The organism is Bacillus sp. BHET2, assembly GCF_005938125.1.
Classification (GTDB): Bacteria; Bacillota; Bacilli; order Bacillales; family Bacillaceae_B; genus Rossellomorea.
The window spans coordinates 448,003-465,798 of the sequence record NZ_VCQN01000002.1; the positions used below are offsets into that span (position 1 = coordinate 448,003).

Consider the following 17,796-nt stretch of genomic DNA (forward strand, 5'->3'; position numbering starts at 1 on the left):
TTCCACGAGTGTTAATGATTCCTATTATAGCGTTAAATCCCGAAATAAAAAATGAAAAGCTCCCCCTTATCGTGAGAGCTTTTCGCATTCTATTTATTCCTCATCCATAAACGGATAGGCAATTTCTGTTGTTGGTGCAAAGTTTTCTTTGATAATACGAGGACTGGTCCAACGAATCATGTTAAATACAGAACCTGCTTTATCGTTTGTACCAGATCCACGGGAACCGCCGAATGGTTGTTGATTAATCACCGCACCAGTTGGTTTATCGTTGATATAGAAGTTTCCAGCTGCACCTGAAAGACGACGTTCCAAGTGCATAATGGCTTCACGATCTTGTGCAAAGATTGCGCCTGTTAATGCGTACATAGACGCTGTATCTACTGCAGTCAATGTTTCTTCTAATTGATCATTTTCGTATACATAAATCGTTAATACCGGTCCGAAAATTTCTTCAGTCATCGTTTTAAAGTTTGGATTCGTTGTCACGATGACAGTCGGTTGAACGAAGTATCCAACAGAATCATCATACGTACCACCGGCGATGATCTCAGCTTCTTCAGAATCTCCAGCATAGTCAATGTAGCTTGTGATAGATTCAAAAGCTGCTTTATCGATGACCGCACCCATGAAGTTTGTAAAGTCTCTTACATCCCCTACTTTAAGCTTAGCCGTTTCTTCCATTACCCCATCTTTCACTTCTTCCCACATGCTTGCAGGGATGTATGCACGAGATGCTGCTGAACATTTTTGACCTTGGTATTCAAACGCACCACGAACAAGTCCAGCTACTACTTTGTCTGCTTGTGCCGTTTCATGAGCAAATACAAAGTCTTTCCCACCAGTTTCTCCAACCAAACGAGGATATGATTTATAGTTTGTAATGTTTTCTCCTACTGTTTTCCAAATCGTCTGGAACGTACTTGTCGAACCGGTAAAATGGAATCCAGACATACGAGGGTCTGTTAATACTACTTCCGATACTTGTGAGCCACGTGAAGGCACGAAGTTGATGACGCCTTTCGGTAACCCTGCTTCTTCTAAAATACGCATGAAGTAGTAGTTTGATAGTACAGCAGTTGTTGCTGGTTTCCATACGACCACGTTCCCCATGATGGCAGGAGCTGACGGTAAGTTTCCACCGATTGCTGTGAAGTTAAATGGAGAGATCGCCAATACAAAACCATCCAGTGGACGGTAATCTAAACGGTTCCAAATGTTTTTCATGCTATCCGGTTGCATTTGATAAATCTGATTGGCATAATCAACGCCAAAGCGTAAGAAATCTGCTAATTCTTGTGCAGCATCAATTTCTGTTTGAATAGCTGTTTTAGATTGTCCTAACATTGTAGCCGCATTGATTACGTCTCGGTATGGACCAGAGATTAAATCAGCCGCTTTCAAGAAGATAGATGCTCTGTGTTCCCATGGCATATTTGCCCATGATTCCTTCGCAGCCATTGCCGCTTCTACAGCATCGCGCAACTCTTTTTCTCCAGCTTGCGAGAAGTTAGCCAATACATGTTGATGATCATGAGGCATTGACACTTGCTTCACTGTATCTGTCTTAATCTTCTCTCCATTGATAATCACCGGGATCTCGACTTCGATACCAGATTGGCGCTCTAATTCTGCCTTTAATGTTTCTCTTTCTTTCGTACCTGGAGCATATGTATTGCCAGGCTCATTTTTAGGTGTTGGGATGTTATAAATTCCGTTACTCATTTTCTTCACATTCCTTTCTGGATGTACCTTCTTTTTTTAAAAAAAATTTATTTGCTGAAGATTCCCTTCAGTGCAAATGCGATATTTGCCGGCCGTTCCGCCAGCCGTCTCATGAAATACCCATACCAGTCCTCGCCATATGGCAGATAAATCCGGACTGTGTACCCTTTTTTCACTAGATCGGACTGCAATTGGTTCCGCATGCCGTAAAGCATTTGAAATTCAAAGCGGTCATGGGGGATATTGTGTTCTTTCACTAATCCGATGGTGTAATTGATAATCGCTTCATCATGGCTTGCGACTGCTGTATAATGGCCGTTCAAGAGCTGCTTCTTGATGAGATGTTTCAGATTCTCATCAACCTTTTTCTTATCCGGGAACGCCACTTTACTCGATTCGTTATATGCACCCTTCACAAGCCTCAAATAAGGGGAGTACTGATTGAGATCATCTACATCCTTCTCTGATTCATAGAGATAGGATTGGATCACCGTCCCCACATTGTCGTACTTCTGACGGAGCTTCTTGTAAACGTCAAGGATGGCATGGTACCTCGAGGAATCCTCCATATCGAGAGTAACCGTGATTCCGCTTTCATTTGCCTTCGAGAGAATCAACTCCATGTTCTCCATGACAAGATCTTGACTGATATCCAATCCCAGGGAAGTCAGTTTAACAGATATTTCAGTGTCCAGCTGGTGATACACGATGGCACTGATACTCTGAATACATCTTTGGACATTCTCCCACGCCACCTCTGTGGAGTCGACGAATTCACCAAGATGATCGACTGTAACCTGAAATCCCTCCTCGTTTAATTGCGTAATCAATGGAATCGCTTGCGAAAAGGTTTCTCCACCCACAAGCTTGTTAGCCCCAAATCTTGATCCCCACCGTTTGGCCATTTTATCCAACGACTTATTGTGGGAAAGAAACAAGAAAAAACGCTTACTTATCGCTTCCAAGATTACAACACCTCCTTATATTGACAATTACCTCAAGCACTGGGTGATTAAACGAAGAATTTAAATCTTAAGAAAATTATACCGAGAATACCCCATAGGAAACAACGTGCTGAAGCCACAAACATTTGAGTGTTGATTTATGGTGGAAACACAAAAACACTCTTGGATGTTTATCTGCCATATCCAAGATTTATCTGCCATTCTGACGATTTATCTGCCATATTTTTCTTTTATCTGCCGTTATCACATTTTATCTGCCAAATTTCCGATATATCTGCCATTCTACAAAATCTGACAACCGCGACCCTTCCAATAAGATGAGGCATCTACAGATTGGTGAATCGGTTGTATCTTATGAATTGTTAGCCAGTCTAACATTCATCACGATTTGTGCAGCGGTATTCACAATCAACAAGCCAATAAACACCCAAACAAAAAAAGCTGTCTAAGTATTTTCGGCAGCTCTTAAAACGAGGTCTGGACCACTACACTCATTCCCCCAATATCGGCAACACCGTAGAGTCCTTAATCTCCCTCAAAGCCAAGCTCGTTTGAATCTTCGTAATCCCCATTTCATTCAGCCTTCTGATAAAGAGCTCCAGCCCCTTGCGATCCTTGCAGGCGACTTTCAGGAGATAATCATATTCACCAGTCAAACAATGACATTCCAGGACTTCTTCCATTGATTCCAGTGTATCTTCCAATGATTCCAACTTTTCTATTCGATGTTCATTGGTGCTCATAAACACGAAGCATAATAAGTCAAATCCCAGTTTTTCATGGTTTAGAATGGCTACTTGCTTCTTGATATATCCTTCCATTTCCAACCGTTTGATTCTTGCGTGTACGGCTGGTGCTGATAAATTGACCCGCTTCGATAATTGGAGATTGCTTAATTGTCCATCCTTTTGAAGCAAATCCAAAAGCTGAAGATCCATTTGGTCCAATACCCTACTTACGATTGATTCCATGATACATCCACCCTTTTCAATTGTTCCGAAAACCACTGTTATTATGGTACAGAAATGAATTTATATAAATTAATATTCTATTATTCTTTCAATTATTTTGATTAAACCTCATTATACAATATGTTCTTTTGTAAATCTTAGAAAATGTTAAAATTATTCTTATAGACAATGCCATTGTGCACAATGGCTCTTCGAAAAGAGGCTAATGAACGTGAAATATTATTACCTGTTGTTACTGACCAGCCTTCTCTGGGGAGGCAATTTTATTGTGGGGAAAACGCTTGTCGAACATGCATCCCCCGGAACGTTAACCATATTAAGATGGGCCATCGCCGTCGTATGCCTGTTCCCGCTTGTCTGGTGGAAAGAAAAAAAGCTGGTTCCACCTCTTCAATCGATACTGCCATTATTTTTCATGGGTCTAACAGGTGTTGCCCTCTTCCAGTCACTCCAATTCATGGCTTTGGAAAAAACCTCTGCCACCAACGTGGGCTTGATTTCCACCTTAATTATGTTTTCGATTGCAGGAATCTCTTTTATTTTTCTAAAGGAAAAATTGAATTCATTTCAAATACTATCCATGCTCATCTCGCTCTTTGGCGTGTTATTGGTCCTTTCAAAAGGAAACGTAGACATGGTCCGTTCATTGCAATTTAATCAAGGAGATCTCTATATGCTGACTGCGGTTGTTATGTGGGGATTCTACTCCGTTTGCAGTAAATGGGCAATGAAAACCGTCACACCGATGATGTCCATACTATACTCCGGTATATTCGGTCTGCTCATCCTTCTTCCTTTTAATCTTCATTCTTTCCGAGTGACCAATGTTGACGCTTCTTTCGTACAGTCAATCTTATATACCGGTGTTATTTCCACTGTTGTCTGTATGGTACTCTGGAATGTCGGGGTGAACAAGTTAGGACCAAGTACTTCAGGATTGTTCTTGAATTTCAATCCCATATTCACAGCCCTACTCGCCTTCGTCTTTTTGGGAGAAAAGATGAATGGGCTTCAAGCTCTCGGCAGTATGATTGTCTTAGCGGGGTGTGTGTTGTTTTCTCTATTCAAGACCAAGCCTAAGATCGAAGTCCCTTCCACACTATTATCAAGTGAAGCTGTTAAAGCTTCATAAAAAGAAGCAGTGCCGATTAATCTAAAGGGTTCCGTTTTCGGGCGCTTTTGTATAAACGACATTAAAACTGACCTATGGATTGGCATAGGTCAGTTTCTTAATATATCAAGGTTTATAAAACATTAACCGTGTAAATGGCAGTCCAAATGACAAGGTTTATATACCGGACAACAGCTATTGTCCTCGTAAAAAAAGTTCCAAAATGAGGGTCAATTGCCTCGCCATTTTGTCTGTCAAAAACAAATCATAAACTGTTATATCAGCAACCTATCATGTGGTAAAATAAGGATAAATATAGAAAACTTATATTCCAATAAAGAGCAGGTTAATGCAAGAAGGTTTGCAGGAAATAATATACAACATATAGAAATACTGAAAATAATAAACTAAATGAGGAGATAATACCTAATTTGAACATTCTAACTCTGATTCACTAACGGGGCTTATCCGGAACAGGATGAGCTTCTTTTTAGTTTTTAAATTTTTCTTGAGTAAGCTGCTCGATTTTGAAATAATTGGTATTAAGTTAAAGGGAAGGTTACTTGAAGAAGAAATCCAATTATCGGTATCGTATTATTATAAATTTCATAAGGAAATAACAAACGATGAAGTTTAATACCGTTCACATTGATAGATTATTTATATAATGTACGAAAGGCTGGAATAAGTCATGGTAAAAAAAGAAGCACCGATAATTCAAACAGAACGATTGGTTTTACGTCCGAGAGCGGAAAAAGACATTCCCAATATGATTAAAATGTTGAACAATGATGAAGTAAGAGAATTTCTAGGGATTAATCCCCCTCGTGATGAACACTCAATGTTAGAAATGGTTAGGAATCGTACAGAAACAAAATGGACTGTCGCCTTAAAAGATACGGATGAATTCATCGGTGATGTAATGATTCCAGAAATAGCAGAAGGTTATCTTGGGGGAATTGGTTATCGCTTCATGAGGGAGCATTGGGGAGGCGGTTTTGCATATGAAGCGGTTTCCGCGGTCATTGAGCATAGTAAAAGCACATTAAACCTTAAACGCCTATTTGCTAATATAGATAATAAAAATATACCGTCAAAAAAGTTAATTGAAAAACTCGGATTTACTTTGGTAGCGGTGTTGCCTGAATCGCATTTACACGGCAGAGTTGCCGATGTAGCTTACTATTCTCGTATATTGTAAGCATCCTTACGCTCTCCTGAGAAAAAACAGGTGAGTGTTTAAATGGGGGGGTATTTCGGGTCAAGCGATGTGATTTTAGTGAAGAGGCTCGGTTTTTGATACGGATTCGAAATCCTTGAGGCTTTGGTCGAGCTTTCTTTCACTTCTCACTATAACTCTAAAAAGAAAAATAGTGGGTAAAGACATCCGTCGATGACTTTACCCACTAATCTTAGTATGTTTTCCTTTTTATAGCTGCCAGTTTGGGTGTCAATATGAGTGTCATCAGGACTTGATTTTTGGTTTCAAGCACCTCAAAACGGAATCCTTTACAATTAATCGCATTGCTTCTTTTATTTTGCTATCTTTTCTCCATACCCCCGGATTCGACTGCTGTTTCCAGAGCATCAAATGGTTCTTTCTCCTTTGACGTGATGGTATAAACGGTTTTATCCTTCTGCCACTTCACGACTGTTTCCGGATGTTCCTTAAACCCGTTGATCGTGATCACTCCTTTATCCTGCGGTGCGGGTAAGTAATGATCTTCTAAGTAATCAACGACTTTCTTCGCCAGTTCATCTCCACCCTCGTATCCCTCTATTCGATATTGGGGATCGTTTGGGAAATCGATCCGGATCAGCCAGTTTCCTTCGTTCCAGGAAATATACTCATGGCCGGCAGCTCCTTCTTGCATTCCCTTGATTCCATGGCCAAGATCAATGTTTGTCTGCTCGACTTTCATGTATCCGTTGATGGCAGCGGCCGCATCCTCCCTTGAGTCATATTCCTGTTTTTCTACTTCGCTTGCCCTTTCACTCGCATCTTTACTACCTTCATCATTTGTATTCGTTTCATCGCCGGTATCCTCTTCAGAACTTGCATGACTTTCTTCTTCGGTCATATCCGTTGATGTCTCCGTTTGATTTTCTTCCATCGTCTTATTGGTGTCCTCATTTTCTTGTGAAGGCTCTTCCTGGCTGCAGGCTGATAGCATTAAAGTACCACCCAGAAAAAACGCTACACTGTATGATTTAAACGACATCTCTGCACCACCTTTTTGTAGAGTATAGTTTTCATTACCCTCCTTTGTTATCTTTTAAAATGTCTGATGATCAAGTACTGCAAACTGTTTATGCAAGTCAGCCAACTCTTTTTCCAATTCGTCTAATATCTTCAGGTGTTTATCTGTGTTTCTGCCCACAGATTCTAACTTCTCCAGATCTCTTTGAATTCGTATGTAGTCATCTTTCACTTCGTTCATTTTGTATTCTAATTCACTTTTCTTCATGTTCGTTCAACCCTTTCAGGAATATTCGTAAATTTGATCACCACTATTTATCCTGGCCTCTTGTATGAATCAGATAAAAATAGTATACCATTTCAATTTCTCATTTTATGAGCCTGCTTTTCATTTGTTCAACAAAAATAAGATTTGCTATTAAGACAAAGCAATAGAAAACATAACTATAGGATATATTCCACGTATTAAATTGAAAAACGTCAAAGTACTTCGCTGAAATCCATTCAAGCCCCGCAAGCAAGAGGGCATAAAGTAATATATAAACAATCTTGTTTGGCTTCCATTTTCGATAGAAATGAATGAAGAGGATGATCGGGATGGGGTATACGACTATCTGCAGAATGGAGTCAAAAAATTCCCCATGCCCATAATCGAGTGTGTTATAAAAATCGAATGGTGGTTCTGCCAACAATCGATCTCCTATTGTGCCAAATAAAATGTTAAAAACAAACAAAGCTATGATTTCTGTTTGCAGTAGGTGTGGCTCCAGATGATGGACCAATACCAAAATACACACGCACAGGACAACAATAACAAGTACAAAAATTTCATTTTTATCGAATGTTTTAGGTGTCAGAGGCTCTAGAATTTTTGAAATCTTAGTCAACAAAAACGAGCTCCTTTTTTAAGATAGAGGCAAAACGAATCATAAATACATACGAAAATAGAAGAATTCCAGTTGAGATCCCTACATCTATCATTGGATACCATCCAGGAGTCTCAGATATTAACATCCCTGTTTGTAATAAAAAAGATTTTGATATAACATCTATCCCAATCCAGACCATGGCAATCATAAATTTAGAAATCATTGGTATCTCTGAACGAAAGAAATACAATACCCACATTAATAAAAGAGGGATAAACAACCCAAAATGAAGATAACTTAATACTCTCGGTACCAATTCTTCCTTCACGGAAAGTCGATCATATGCAGAAAAGATTTTGAAATTGATGTGTTGGCATAGAAAGGAATTAAATAAACTGAGTATTAGTACCTCGATCGCCAAGAATCGTTTTAATAACCCTTTTATAGAGAATAACAATACGAGGGAAAATAAAGCCGTGACTATCAGAATCATCTTCCAGTTCACCCCTTTTCCTATTAGACTTCCCACTTTGGGGCATATTATTGCTTTGCTATAGAAGAGGGATGGACAACTAGAACTAGGGGTCAGACCCCTGGTACAAGGTCTCTGACCCCTATAATCACTGTGCCTAATTAATCATTATACCCTAAAATCTTGCATGCTTTCTCCAAGTAAATAGTGTGAAAACCACATCAAATTCTGCTTCATAATCGCCACATTCATTCCTGGCTGGTCAGGACTATAGGCCATTCCTTTGAATATAATCAATTCTGTCTTAATGCCCATATCCTTTAATCCTTGATATAGCTCATATGCATTGGAAGTTGGAACTCTTGCATCCTTTTCTCCATGTTGGATTAAGGTCGGAGTACAGGCAGATTTGATATAAGTCATGGGTGAGGTTTTAGCATATACCTCTGGGTCATTCCATGGAGTATCTCCTAGATGCATCCTAATAAAGTAGGGTATATCCGTATTCACATAATGGCTTCTCCAATTCGTCATTCCGCCTCCGACTGAAACCGCCTTAAATCGATCACTGTAGGTAGAACAGAAGGCTGATATAAATCCTCCCTGGCTCCAACCCATCACCCCTACCCGTTCCTTATCTGCAATCCCTTTGTCAACGAGTGCATCCACTCCGAATATCACATCCTGATAGTCACCGATTCCCAGATTTCGATAGTTTGCTTTCAAGAATCCATTCCCATATCCTGAACTTCCTCTATAATTTGGTTCTAGAACGATAAAGCCCTTTTCAATAAACAGCTCAACAGGATATTTCTCATTGAAACAGCCTGAATGGATCGGGAAAGATGCCCACCCTGGACCGCCATGGATAAGTACCAATAATGGATATTTTTTGTTCCAATCGAAGTCTTGTGGGGTCGTTAAAACCCCTTCTATTTCAAGATCATCGCTGCTTTTCCAAGAAATGACCTCCCTCTTACTTTTTCGCTTCCCCTTGAAAAAATTATTTTCATCCGTAATTTTTTGATCATCTAAATAGATTTCAAAGGTTTCATTTGGTTTGGCCTTACAATAGGATAGATGATTTCCATCTCTTGTTATAGATGCTTCCAGTACAAAGCCCTCGTCTTTTTCGCTTAGCATTTCCAAAGTGCCATTTTCAGTTAACAACCCTATGCGGTAATTCGTTTTATCCTGCCACGTAATGAAAATCCCTTTAGCTGTCCATCGTATTGGAATAACGGTACTATCGAAGTCTGTTAAAGGTCGAATGAACTCCTCAGTATTCAGATCATAGATTTCTAGTGTATTGTCTTGTATGTGGGTTTTATAGTAATCTTTTTCCCTTATACTTGCCGTGTAACAGATTTGGCTGCCGTCGGATGAAATGCACACGCTCCCTCCCAACAACTTATCGATATTCAGCTTTTGCATCTCTCCAGTTTCAACATCGAGTATGTACAAATCCCGATTAAAAATATCTCCCATGTTCGGGCTTGGTGCAGTCAGTAATACAACCTCTTTTCCATCGTTTGAGATATCAAATTCAAGTATATGAAATTCCTGACCGTCCGTTAGTGGTTGAGACATACTGTTTCCACTAGAATTGTTTGTTTCAATGTAATATAAGCAATGATTCAGATATTCTTTACCTACATAATGGAAGTCTCCATAGGTCTCCCTACGTTTCTTGATTTCCTCCGATTCCTTTGACTGTGCAATATAATAAAAACCATTGCCAGCAGGGTCCCATTTGAAGTGACTGACTCCTTCTCTTTCATCCGTGATTTGAACACTGCTAGAACCATCTACTGACTGAACAAAGATTTGATTTTTCTTATCATTTCCTTGACCAACTGAACGAAGGTAAGCAATATGTATGGAATCTGGAGACCATAGTGGAGAAGTTCCCTCTATCTCTTTGGCTGTTAAGGCGTAACATTCCCTCTTCTTTTTTTCATATATCCATATGTCATTTCGATATGTATTGTCAATCCAGTTAGCTGTATTTTTGACGAATGCTACATTATTACCATCCTCGCTTATGATTGTGCCTGATAAGGTTGGGATGGTTAGGAGTTCTTCTATACTTAGATATGTATTTTCATTACTATTCATTCATAAACCCCTTCATCTATATTGGTTTTTCGTTTATAGCTTCAATAATTTCCTCTCTTAATCTATTTGTTTTTTTCTCACTTCTTAGAGATTTATCAACTTTAGCCCATCCAACGATGTATCGTAAATGTTCATCTTTCTTAAATAAAACCTCATACTTCAGATAGATTGGTTTAAACCAGTCTGTTTGATTCAGCAATTCAATGTTCCTATTAACTTTTTCGTCATTTGGATTTCCTCTTATAAACATAACCATCGACAAACATATATTAGCAAATATTTCAAGAATCATTTATTAACCTCTTTTCTTATGAACTATTCATATTTGTATAAAATAAAGCCCTCCGTTTTTTCCATTTTAAGGGTATAGATAGATTAATAATATCATTCATTTTCCAGAAAGCACAAAAAGTATATGATTTAAAATAGAACCCACCTTTATGAAGCCTGTAGATTCAGTGAATTCTTTAAGTGATAACATAAGCCAATAAAAGAAGATTCTCACGAGTTCACTAAACTCACGAGAATCCTCCACTTACTAATCATAATCCCATTACATTCTACTCAAACCGAACCTTTCTCAACCCCACCAACAAAAACACTACCGCAAACCCAAGCAGGATCCCAACTGGAGCTATGATATCCGTTATCCCTCCGCCTCTTACCGTCAACTCAGCGAACCCTTCCATCCCCCAATACTGCGGAAGGAATTTCGCTACATCTTGAATAAAGTCCGGCATGATTTCAACCGGCCAGTAGACGCCTGCGATCATGCAGGTGGAGATGATAATTAGATTTCCGAAGACGGATTGCTGTTCTGACGTTTTCACAAACCCTGCAATGAAAAGCCCAAGTCCGATGGTGCACAGAAGCAGGCTTGAAACGAGAATCATGTTGGCGAACGTGTTTCCCCATTCAATATGAAAGACCTTTTGTGACACGGTCATCAATATCCCGAATTGGATCCAGCCGATGAGGAAGAATGCTAGTAGGTAACCGCATAATAGTTCTACTTTGGTTGCCGGGGTGGACATCATCCGATACCAGACTCCGTTTTGTCTTGCTTCTAAGAGGATTCCGGTACTTGATAGCATGGCAATCATGACGAACATGATGGTGAAGCCGGCGGATCGTGCCGTGAGATTGTTCATGGTTTTCAGATCTTCGCTTTTGGTAACCGAGACGGTTTCAACTGGCGCCGGTACGGATTTTAGTTCTTCTGACATTTTCTCCTGGATGCTAGCAGGATTCTCCCCTGTTGTGTCTTGATAGAAGTCCGCAGCCGCTGTGCCTATTTTCAACTTCACAAGACTGTCATTGATGAGCTGCTCCACAAGGGCCGATCCCTCAAAAGAAGGAGAGGATACAAATACGACTTCCGGTGTTTTCTGATTTTGAAGCTTTTCTTCAAACCCTTTTTCCACCCGGATATATCCCGTTATTTCCTGATTGTCGAACTTCTCGATAACCGACTTGGCATCTGCCATTTTGAAACTGAAGGCGTCGGTCGTTTTCATTTCATTGATCAATGCCTGTGACAGGCCGGTTTGGTCCCCATCGATCACTGAAATTTCCGGTTTGTAGTCCCCATCACCGGTTAATACTCCACCAAAAATGAATGTGAATAAGAGGGGCATTCCAAACAGAAGCAGGAAGGTTTGTCGCTTTTGAAAGATTCGTTTGATTTCAAAGCGCGCGATGGTTATGATTTTTCTCATGCTATTTCTCTCCTTATCTATGCTTTAATTTCAGTGAGCCAATCCCCAGTGCAACGATTCCGCTCAGTACGAGTACCGCGACGGGCAAGGTAAGTGTATCCCATGACGTTCCATTCATGATGTCGAGTAAGCTATTGAGCGCCCATTTATTCGGGGCGATGATTGAAAATTGCTGTAAAGCGTTGGGAAACGAAGCCTGTGGAATCATTGAACCGCCGAGGAGTGCGAGTATCTGCACGCCGATCCCTCCAATGGAATCTGCCGTTTTTTCTTCCGTTATAAAACCTGCGATCATCATCGCAAGTCCCGAAACGGAGATGGAGTATGCTACTCCGATTAGAATGAGCTGCCATCCATTGCTGCCCCAGTCCACTCCGAATAGATAGTGGGTGGCGATGACAAACACTGTGAACTGTAGGATGGTAAACGTGAGTGTGCTCAGGAACTTTCCTGCTATGATAGACGAATGACGGACCGGACTGGTCATAAGCCTCGCCAGTGTATAGGTATTCCGTTCCTGGATGATCGTTTTTGCACCGATTGTGGTGTTGAATAGAATGAACATGGCACCCATGGCGGCAGCGTAGTATTGCATGCCAGAAAGGGGCTCTTTTCCATCTTTTTCAGAGACGATTCCGCTTGCATCTGATTCTGCAATCGTTGAAAGTTCTTCTGAAAGATCATTCATCGCACTTGAGAGATCAATATTCTGGTTGGAAACTGGTACAGTCGATGTCAATTCTTCTGCCACTGTTTTAGAAACTGCCGATACTGTTGTCACCCGATTGGTGAAGGATTCGGTGACGGAGGAAAGAATGGAGGACTGAATTTCTTTTCCAGGATATTTTAACAATCTTACTTGCTTGGTTTCCCCCTCCAACATTCCCTCTCCCCATCCGTCAGGGAAAACGATACCGGCATCTACCTTTCCATTCTCCAGTGCCGATCGTAAGTCTGCTTCTGTATCAAATTCCTGTAGGGTGATGCTTTCCTTCAATTCCTTTCCCTGAAGAGTCTCGTTAAGGAACTGACTTGTCAGTTCATCTTCTGAAGTCACGACGACTCCCGCAGTCAGTTCTGGAAGAGAGCTGCTTTCACCGAACGTCCCACTTAAGGCTGAACCTAGGATGGCCGTCAAGACAATCGGCATGAACAAGAGCGTTATAAAGGACTTTCGATCCTTGAGTCTAATCTTCAAATCTTTCCATGCAATGGTGAACATGCTCATCTCTTTCTCCTCCTAATCCCGTAAAGTTCGTCCTGTCAGCTGCAGGAAAAGCGTCTCAAGATTCGCTTCATTGATTTCAACGGATTCTATTTTTAAGCCTAAATGAACGGCAGACGTGATGATGGAACCTATGACTTCCTGGGGATTCGGAGCGAAGACTTCTATAATGCCCTCTTCTTGTTGAAAAATTATTTGCGTATTTTCCCCGAACTTCTTCAACGCGAGCATCGCCTCATCCGATAAGCTTTCGACTTTCATTTGGATAAAGCTGCTTCCCGCAAGTCGGCTGCACAGTTCCGTCTTCGTCCCAAGGGCGATCACTTCTCCGTGGTCAATAATGCCGACCCGGTTACAAAGGAACTCGACTTCCTCCATGTAATGACTTGTATAGATGATGGTCATGCCTTTTTCATTCAGGGCTTTGACTGTTTCAAGGATATGATTCCGTGACTGGGGATCGATCCCCACCGTCGGTTCATCCATAATCAGCAGTTCCGGTTCATGCATCAATGCCGCTCCGATGTTGATTCTTCGTTTCATTCCGCCGGAGAAGGTTTCAATGCGGTCTTTCCCCCGGTCCTTCAGTCCGACGATCTCGAGTACTTCCTCTACCCGTTTCTTTGCCTCGGTACCGGTCAGTCCGTACATCTTTCCCCAGAACAATAGGTTATCTCTTGCTGACATTGTTGGATAAAGGGCGATTTCCTGAGGAACCACCCCTATTTTCTTTTTGATGAGTAATGGGAATTGTTTCACCGATTGACTCCCCACCAGCACTTCTCCGTGGTCATAGGACACGAGACCGCAAATCATCGAGATTGTCGTGGATTTTCCCGCTCCATTCGGTCCGAGCAGGCCGAACGACTCACCCTTTTCAATCGTAAAGGAAACATTCTTCACGACCTCTTTTTTTCCATAGCTTTTCTTCAATTCTTTCACTTCTAACATGTATCTCCACACCCTTCTTCATCACTTGGTATATCTAAAGTATAGCGGGAAGCCCTCGTTTCCAAATCCCTCCAGCGATAGAAATTAGCATAAAAAAAAATACAGCTGCGTTAGCTGTATTTCATAGGGGAAGTATGCCAAAAGTCATGTTTTAATAATGCGTGATGTGATAGCGGACGGCAAAAATCGCTGCCTGGGTCCGGTCCCTCAATTGGAGCTTGCTGATCAGATTGGATACATGATTCTTCACCGTGCCTTCGGAAATGTACAGTTCCCCAGCAATCTCTTTGTTGTTCAATCCGAGGCCGAGCTTATTCAGAACCTCCAGTTCCCGCTCCGTCAATTCCTTCACGATTTCAGGGACTGTGCCGGTTTGATCTGATGATTGATTCTTTCTCATTTCCCTCACGATATCGGCCGTCAGTTCTTTCGGAAGGACCATACCACCTGATTGAACCGTCATAATCGCCTGCACGATGGCGTCGGTCGGCATATCCTTCAATAAATATCCGCTCGCCCCTTCTTCTAGTGCTTCAAAGATCAATGCACTGTCATTAAAGGTCGTCAGCATCAGCACCTTGATATCCGGATAAGCAGATGTGATGAGCTTCGTTCCTTCCACTCCGCTCGCAACAGGCATGCGGATATCCATCAGCACCATATCCGGACGTAACTGACCTGCTTTCTCAAACGCTTCCTGCCCATTGGATGCAACCCCTGCCACTTCAATTTCCTGCCTGAGATCGAGAATCGTTGCAAGTCCGTCCCTCATTAATTCTTGATCATCGACTATTAATATTTTGACCATCTATGATCCCCCCATTTGCCATTTCATCTCTTGTAGCGGAACACTTGCTTTCACAAAGAATCCTTCTTTCGTGCTTTCAAACACGGTCGTCCCTCCATGTTCATGGATTCTGTCCCTCATATGTTTCAAGCCGAAACCGGGATTGATTTCACCTGTACCTTTACCGTCATCCTGGATCGTGATTTCTACCCTCGAATCGGAGACATCCAATCGGACGCTGCATATCTTCGCCTGACCATGACGCACTGCATTGGTAATCGACTCCTGTATGACCCGGGTCAGATCCAGTTGGATGGAAATCGGAATGTGTGCGACATCCCCTTTTACAGAGAAAGTGGACGCGAGCCCTGTCATCACCTGATAATCCTCCAGCAGCTTTCGCACCGTCGTGACGAAGGATTGTGGCTGATCATGGTCTTTCAGGGTCCTGACAGAGAGGCGGATTTCCTGGAGGGTCTCCCTCGCCAGGTCTTCACAGAGCTGGATCTTTTGTTTGCTCGTTTCCGGACGGGAATCCATGAGCTCTTTCGCGACCTGAAGCTGAACGAGGAGAGCCGTCATCTTATGACCCACCGTATCATGAATTTCCCCTGAAATCCGGTTGCGTTCTCGGACCTGGGTCAATTCCTCCACTTGCCGGGAGTAATGATGTAACTGCTCATGAGCCGAGGTTAACGCTGTATGGGTGTCCTGCAGCTCCCCGTACTGAGTTTCGATTTTCGCCCGGGCACGGAGCAATTTATGGATGAGCCGTCCGACGACCGCTTCAAATACAATAAAACTGAAATTAATCGTATTTTCCATGATAGAAATCGTTCCTGTAGCCCCATATATATAGTACATGCTTCCTCCCCATATGATGAAAAAGGCAATGGAGAATCCCCACAGAACCCTTTTGTCTTCCGCCACCAGGAAAAGGGTGACCGCATTCACGCCAAATAGAATCAAGTACAGCGCCGAGTCTGGATAAAAAAACACAAATCCAGTTATCAGAATGAAGTCCAGTGCAAGAGGAAGGGGATAATATGTATTTTCACGCGTTGATGTCAGTAATAAATGATTCAGGATGAACCCTATTCCGGCTATAGTCACAAAGATGAGTTGGGCGGTTGTGTGTGTACCGACAGAAGAATAATAGATGTAGCTGATCATCATGAACATAACCAGGCGGAGACTGCTTAAGAAAGTTAATTTCACGGAATCACCTCTAGCGTGTGGATTTTTCTTCATGCCTGATGTTTGTAAGTAGAAGATATTCCCATTATAATCGTTATTTGATGATTTGGTAAGGTGGGAAAGAACAACCTGGACCCGCCTACACAATGTAACGTTTTACCTTTTTGCCTTGGGGTAAATAAAGTGTATCTCACATTCAAAGGAGTGCAAGATAAATGGGTCAATACGTTGAAGTAGAGCCACACGTTAAATTATATATTGAAGATATCGGAAAAGGGCAGCCGATCGTGTTTATCCATGGATGGCCACTGAATCATAAAATGTTTGAATATCAAATGAACGAATTGCCTCAAAAAGGCTACCGCTTTATTGGAGTGGACTTAAGAGGGCACGGACAATCAGACAAACCTGTTCATGGATATGATTATACTACTCTTGCAAAGGATATCCACGCAGTCGTCAAAGAACTGAATTTGGAAAGCTTCTTTCTTGCAGGCTTCTCAATGGGTGGATCGATTGCGATCCGTTACGCAACGAAATTTGCTACCGACAGCTTAAAACAATTAATCTTAATGGGACCAGCTGCACCGATTTTCACCCAAAGGGACGATTTCCCATATGGAACAAAAAAAGAAGAAGTCGATGTGCTCATTAGAGCCATTGAAAATGACCGACCGGCTACATTAGCTAACTTCGGCAATAACGCCTTCTACTCTGACGTTTCTGATGAACTTTCAGCATGGTTTGATGGACTAGGCCTCGAAGCCTCTGCCCACGCAACCATCGCTTGTGCGAAATCCTTAAGGGATGAAGACCTGCGAAATGAACTGAATGACATTGGGGTCCCAACCCTTCTCATGCACGGCAAACATGATCAGATTTGTGAATTTGACTTCTCTGTAGAACTCCAGAAACACATAAAGAATTCTTCATTGGTTCCATTCGAAGAGAGCGGACACAGACTGGTTTATGATGAGAAAGAAAAGTGTAATGAAGAATTATTGAAGTTGATTAACTGACATATTTTTATGTTCACCAAGTGAGGTATTGCTGTAGCATCTTTCGAAGGTGCTGCAAGGTTCTCATTACGAAAAGTCATGTGATTGCGTGATTCCATCTCTATTTTTCCAAAGCAATAAAACGTATCCTTCTATTCTGGATACGCTTTGCCATCATATCTTCTTTCTTTCAAAAGTGCCTCTAATGCGGACCGTTTTAAACCCTAATCTCTCATACAACCTTATGGCTCCTGGATTGTTTTGATTGACGTGCATGTCAATTTTGCAGCAACTCCCTTCCCCCGCCACTCTGGTAAGGGGAAGAGATTTCCGTTTGGGGGATTTCGGTTAAAGGGTGTTCCATCACATACTCTTGGAAAACGAGCTCGAACCCCTTTTTTCGATAGTCTTGTATGATTTCCTCTGTTATGTTTTCACATTTCATACTCGTAACGTGATTCATTTATTTTGACCTCCCATTCAACTATA

At 41.6% G+C, this 17,796-nt stretch carries 18 protein-coding genes; 3 read left to right on the plus strand and 15 right to left on the minus strand.

Translation table 11 applies throughout. From position 1 onward, the window contains the following. Window positions 1-93 precede the first annotated feature (93 nt). The 3 genes from pruA to FGG79_RS11885 form a co-directional block, all read right to left on the minus strand. Window positions 94-1,725 (minus strand): L-glutamate gamma-semialdehyde dehydrogenase, encoded by a 1,632-nt coding sequence (pruA, locus tag FGG79_RS11875; RefSeq protein WP_138778539.1) that lies wholly within the window; start codon window positions 1,723-1,725, stop codon window positions 94-96. Between the two features lie 47 nt (window positions 1,726-1,772). After that, on the minus strand, window positions 1,773-2,690 hold the full coding sequence (locus FGG79_RS11880; RefSeq protein ID WP_138778541.1) for a proline dehydrogenase family protein: 918 nt from the start codon (window positions 2,688-2,690) through the stop codon (window positions 1,773-1,775). Window positions 2,691-3,181: 491 nt separating this feature from the next. Then, window positions 3,182-3,661, minus strand: a complete 480-nt coding sequence (locus FGG79_RS11885) for an Lrp/AsnC family transcriptional regulator (protein ID WP_138778543.1) — start codon at window positions 3,659-3,661, stop codon at window positions 3,182-3,184. A gap of 205 nt (window positions 3,662-3,866) precedes the next feature. On the opposite strand from FGG79_RS11885, the gene FGG79_RS11890 reads away from it, so the two are divergent. Then, entirely contained in the window at window positions 3,867-4,793 is a 927-nt protein-coding gene (locus tag FGG79_RS11890) for a DMT family transporter (RefSeq protein ID WP_171050903.1), read from the plus strand. 670 nt (window positions 4,794-5,463) lie between these two features. Further along, window positions 5,464-5,973: a GNAT family N-acetyltransferase gene (locus tag FGG79_RS11895; protein ID WP_138778547.1), complete on the plus strand. Its 510-nt coding sequence runs from the start codon at window positions 5,464-5,466 to the stop codon at window positions 5,971-5,973. Between the two features lie 340 nt (window positions 5,974-6,313). Here FGG79_RS11895 and FGG79_RS11900 read toward each other — a convergent pair whose 3' ends face one another. The 11 genes from FGG79_RS11900 to FGG79_RS11950 all read right to left on the minus strand — a co-directional run bounded on the left by FGG79_RS11900 (window position 6,314) and on the right by FGG79_RS11950 (window position 16,330). Next, window positions 6,314-6,994 carry a hypothetical protein gene (locus FGG79_RS11900; protein WP_138778549.1) on the minus strand — a complete coding sequence of 227 codons (681 nt, stop codon included), beginning with the start codon at window positions 6,992-6,994 and terminating at the stop codon, window positions 6,314-6,316. 54 nt (window positions 6,995-7,048) lie between these two features. Next, the gene (locus FGG79_RS11905) at window positions 7,049-7,240 is read right to left on the minus strand and encodes an SE1832 family protein (RefSeq protein ID WP_138778551.1); all 192 of its coding nucleotides are present in this window, start codon (window positions 7,238-7,240) and stop codon (window positions 7,049-7,051) included. Window positions 7,241-7,340: 100 nt separating this feature from the next. Next, entirely contained in the window at window positions 7,341-7,859 is a 519-nt protein-coding gene (locus tag FGG79_RS11910) for a hypothetical protein (RefSeq protein ID WP_138778553.1), read from the minus strand. Further along, the gene (locus FGG79_RS11915; RefSeq protein WP_138778555.1) at window positions 7,852-8,334 is read right to left on the minus strand and encodes a hypothetical protein; all 483 of its coding nucleotides are present in this window, start codon (window positions 8,332-8,334) and stop codon (window positions 7,852-7,854) included. Before FGG79_RS11915 ends, FGG79_RS11910 begins: the two co-directional genes overlap by 8 nt. Window positions 8,335-8,481: 147 nt before the next feature. After that, complete coding sequence (locus FGG79_RS11920) at window positions 8,482-10,431, minus strand: S9 family peptidase (protein ID WP_138778557.1); 1,950 nt, start codon at window positions 10,429-10,431, stop codon at window positions 8,482-8,484. Between the two features lie 16 nt (window positions 10,432-10,447). Then, window positions 10,448-10,723 (minus strand): hypothetical protein, encoded by a 276-nt coding sequence (locus FGG79_RS11925; RefSeq protein ID WP_138778559.1) that lies wholly within the window; start codon window positions 10,721-10,723, stop codon window positions 10,448-10,450. A gap of 268 nt (window positions 10,724-10,991) precedes the next feature. Continuing rightward, window positions 10,992-12,149 (minus strand): ABC transporter permease, encoded by a 1,158-nt coding sequence (locus FGG79_RS11930; protein WP_138778561.1) that lies wholly within the window; start codon window positions 12,147-12,149, stop codon window positions 10,992-10,994. Window positions 12,150-12,162: 13 nt separating this feature from the next. Beyond that, on the minus strand, window positions 12,163-13,377 hold the full coding sequence (locus tag FGG79_RS11935) for an ABC transporter permease (RefSeq protein WP_138778563.1): 1,215 nt from the start codon (window positions 13,375-13,377) through the stop codon (window positions 12,163-12,165). Window positions 13,378-13,389: 12 nt separating this feature from the next. Further along, the gene (locus FGG79_RS11940) at window positions 13,390-14,325 is read right to left on the minus strand and encodes an ABC transporter ATP-binding protein (RefSeq protein WP_138778565.1); all 936 of its coding nucleotides are present in this window, start codon (window positions 14,323-14,325) and stop codon (window positions 13,390-13,392) included. 151 nt (window positions 14,326-14,476) lie between these two features. Further along, entirely contained in the window at window positions 14,477-15,133 is a 657-nt protein-coding gene (locus FGG79_RS11945; protein ID WP_138778567.1) for a response regulator, read from the minus strand. After that, a complete protein-coding gene (locus FGG79_RS11950; RefSeq protein WP_171050904.1) occupies window positions 15,134-16,330 on the minus strand; it encodes a sensor histidine kinase in 1,197 nt (398 codons plus the stop codon). It abuts the gene before it with no gap. Between the two features lie 194 nt (window positions 16,331-16,524). On the opposite strand from FGG79_RS11950, the gene FGG79_RS11955 reads away from it, so the two are divergent. Then, window positions 16,525-17,328: an alpha/beta fold hydrolase gene (locus tag FGG79_RS11955; protein WP_138778571.1), complete on the plus strand. Its 804-nt coding sequence runs from the start codon at window positions 16,525-16,527 to the stop codon at window positions 17,326-17,328. Between the two features lie 256 nt (window positions 17,329-17,584). On the opposite strand, the gene FGG79_RS11960 is transcribed toward FGG79_RS11955, so the two are convergent. Continuing rightward, a complete protein-coding gene (locus tag FGG79_RS11960) occupies window positions 17,585-17,770 on the minus strand; it encodes a hypothetical protein (protein ID WP_138778573.1) in 186 nt (61 codons plus the stop codon). Window positions 17,771-17,796: the final 26 nt, after the last annotated feature.

Excerpts from the sequence above, each read along its gene's own strand:
- pruA (WP_138778539.1), bottom strand. The coding sequence starts at position 1,725 with ATGAGTAACGGAATTTATAACATCCCAACACCTAAAAATGAGCCTGGC.
- FGG79_RS11885 (WP_138778543.1), bottom strand. The coding sequence starts at position 3,661 with ATGGAATCAATCGTAAGTAGGGTATTGGACCAAATGGATCTTCAGCTT.
- FGG79_RS11890 (WP_171050903.1), top strand. The coding sequence starts at position 3,867 with ATGAACGTGAAATATTATTACCTGTTGTTACTGACCAGCCTTCTCTGG.
- FGG79_RS11895 (WP_138778547.1), top strand. The coding sequence starts at position 5,464 with ATGGTAAAAAAAGAAGCACCGATAATTCAAACAGAACGATTGGTTTTA.
- FGG79_RS11900 (WP_138778549.1), bottom strand. The coding sequence starts at position 6,994 with ATGTCGTTTAAATCATACAGTGTAGCGTTTTTTCTGGGTGGTACTTTA.
- FGG79_RS11905 (WP_138778551.1), bottom strand. The coding sequence starts at position 7,240 with ATGAAGAAAAGTGAATTAGAATACAAAATGAACGAAGTGAAAGATGAC.
- FGG79_RS11915 (WP_138778555.1), bottom strand. The coding sequence starts at position 8,334 with ATGATTCTGATAGTCACGGCTTTATTTTCCCTCGTATTGTTATTCTCT.
- FGG79_RS11920 (WP_138778557.1), bottom strand. The coding sequence starts at position 10,431 with ATGAATAGTAATGAAAATACATATCTAAGTATAGAAGAACTCCTAACC.
- FGG79_RS11925 (WP_138778559.1), bottom strand. The coding sequence starts at position 10,723 with ATGATTCTTGAAATATTTGCTAATATATGTTTGTCGATGGTTATGTTT.
- FGG79_RS11930 (WP_138778561.1), bottom strand. The coding sequence starts at position 12,149 with ATGAGAAAAATCATAACCATCGCGCGCTTTGAAATCAAACGAATCTTT.
- FGG79_RS11935 (WP_138778563.1), bottom strand. The coding sequence starts at position 13,377 with ATGAGCATGTTCACCATTGCATGGAAAGATTTGAAGATTAGACTCAAG.
- FGG79_RS11940 (WP_138778565.1), bottom strand. The coding sequence starts at position 14,325 with ATGTTAGAAGTGAAAGAATTGAAGAAAAGCTATGGAAAAAAAGAGGTC.
- FGG79_RS11945 (WP_138778567.1), bottom strand. The coding sequence starts at position 15,133 with ATGGTCAAAATATTAATAGTCGATGATCAAGAATTAATGAGGGACGGA.
- FGG79_RS11955 (WP_138778571.1), top strand. The coding sequence starts at position 16,525 with ATGGGTCAATACGTTGAAGTAGAGCCACACGTTAAATTATATATTGAA.
- FGG79_RS11960 (WP_138778573.1), bottom strand. The coding sequence starts at position 17,770 with ATGAATCACGTTACGAGTATGAAATGTGAAAACATAACAGAGGAAATC.